The 1857-nt window shown below is 46.8% G+C and carries 1 protein-coding gene; it reads left to right on the top strand.

The window, feature by feature from the left end:
* Window positions 1–118: 118 nt before the first annotated feature.
* The gene (locus CF651_RS31800; RefSeq protein ID WP_094018882.1) at window positions 119–1414 is read left to right on the top strand and encodes an IS110 family RNA-guided transposase; all 1296 of its coding nucleotides are present in this window, start codon (window positions 119–121) and stop codon (window positions 1412–1414) included.
* The last annotated feature ends 443 nt before the right edge of the window (window positions 1415–1857 follow it).

The following is a 1857-nucleotide window of genomic DNA, read 5'->3' as shown; positions in this document are numbered from 1 at the left end:
AATAAAGGAGCCATTCCTGTAATGAATTAATTTGAGGTTTGAAAAGAAAAAGCGCCTCCTGTATGCTGGGTCTCGAATGGTGCACATTCAGCCCTAATTAAAAGGAGGACGCTCTACCATGAAGTATAAACAATCGAAGAAGCAGAATCAACGTATTGAACAAATTACCGAATCTGCTCTCGTTGTCGGTGCGGACATAGCCAAAGAAACGCACGTAGCTCGCGGGATCGACTATCGCGGCCTTGAACTCGGTAAAGATTGTGTGTTTCATAATGATCAAGCAGGGCTGCTAAAGCTAGTATCGTGGATGAAGGAGCTAGAGCGGCAACATGCCAAGACAGACGTCATCTTCGGCATCGAACCGACCGGACACTACTGGTTTACACTAGCAGAATTCCTGAAAAGTGAGGGAATCAAGCTCGTCATCGTCAATCCACATCACGTGAATAAGAGTAAAGAACTCGAGGACAATTCACCGACGAAGAACGACTACAAAGATGCTAAAGTCATCGCGGATCTCGTTCGAAACGGCAAGTATACGCAGCCCCATCTTCTGGAGGGAGTTTATGCAGATTTACGTATTCTCATGAATCTGAGGGAGAAGATCATGGTAGGGCTCGGACAGGTCCAGAGACGGATTCAAAATTGGCTGGATCGTTTCTTCCCCGAATATCAGCAGGTATTCAAAGATTGGGAAGGAAAGGCCTCTCTCATTACGCTTGCAGAATTTCCAACACCGCAAGAGATCATCAGGCAGGGTGCTTCTGCGATCCTGAAACGGTGGAAACAGGACGTTAAGCGGGCCGTTGGTATGAAACGAGCAGAGAAGTTGGTTCAAGCGGCTCGAACCACCATTGGCCTTAAAGAAGGGCTAACGGCAGCTAAGATTGAGCTAGCGGCCATGCTTGAGCAATATGAGCTGTTTAGCCGTCAGATCGAGGCGATTATGATCCAAGTGGAACAACTGCTCGAGCAAATTCCAGGAACTGAAGAAATGTTAACCGTCCCTGGAATCGGCATCGTCACATTGGCTGGCTTTCTAGCGGAAGTCGGTGATCTGCAAGGGTATGAACACGGACAGCAGATCATACGGCTTGCAGGTTTTAATCTGAAGGAGAATAGCTCTGGAAAGAAGAAAGGCAAGTCCACCATTACCAAACGTGGGCGGTCAAGGCTTCGAGCGCTGTTATTCCGCGCAGTACTGCCAATGGTGGCTAAAAACGCCGAGTTTAAAGCGCTACATCACTATTACACGAAACGTAATCACAATCCGCTCAAAAAGAAACAATCTATCGTGGCATTGTGTGGAAAGCTTATTCGTGTACTCCATACTTTGGGCACAAAACGTATTCGTTACAATGCAACAGATGTTTTAGGGCCGGTACGCCAGTCCCAGCTTCAGATGGCTGCTTAAAATAATCTCAAGCCATTTGCTTCATTCAACGCTAGGACTTTAACAACGACAACAGAAGCACGGAGCAGCCGCAGATTTTAAACCATAAGGGCAACGACCCAGTAAAGGAGCAAGAAGCGGCGTCCACCCCTTGAGAGGTAGAACGAAGGAATGTGAGGGCTTAGACCCAGTGTGACATGGGAGGGTAAACCGTCGAGGGAATGGTGTGGATATCCACGGTGCGATCATATGAGAGCGTCCACAGATTGGAAAAAGGCATCCAAGCTCTATTCCCGCCACCGGCTCCTTCAGAAAAATATGTCATGCAATCATAGTATTTCCATCCCTTAAGATAGTCGATGTTGAAATTCTAAGAAAACGGGAGCAAATGAAAGAAAAAATTAATTTATAGTGGGACTGTCTCTTATCCACATCTGAGGCTGCCGACAAAAAGAAAGGTGGAA

Source organism: Paenibacillus rigui (assembly GCF_002234615.1).
Lineage (GTDB): Bacteria > Bacillota > Bacilli > Paenibacillales > NBRC-103111 > Paenibacillus_S > Paenibacillus_S rigui.
This window is presented reverse-complemented; position numbering and strand designations above follow the sequence as displayed.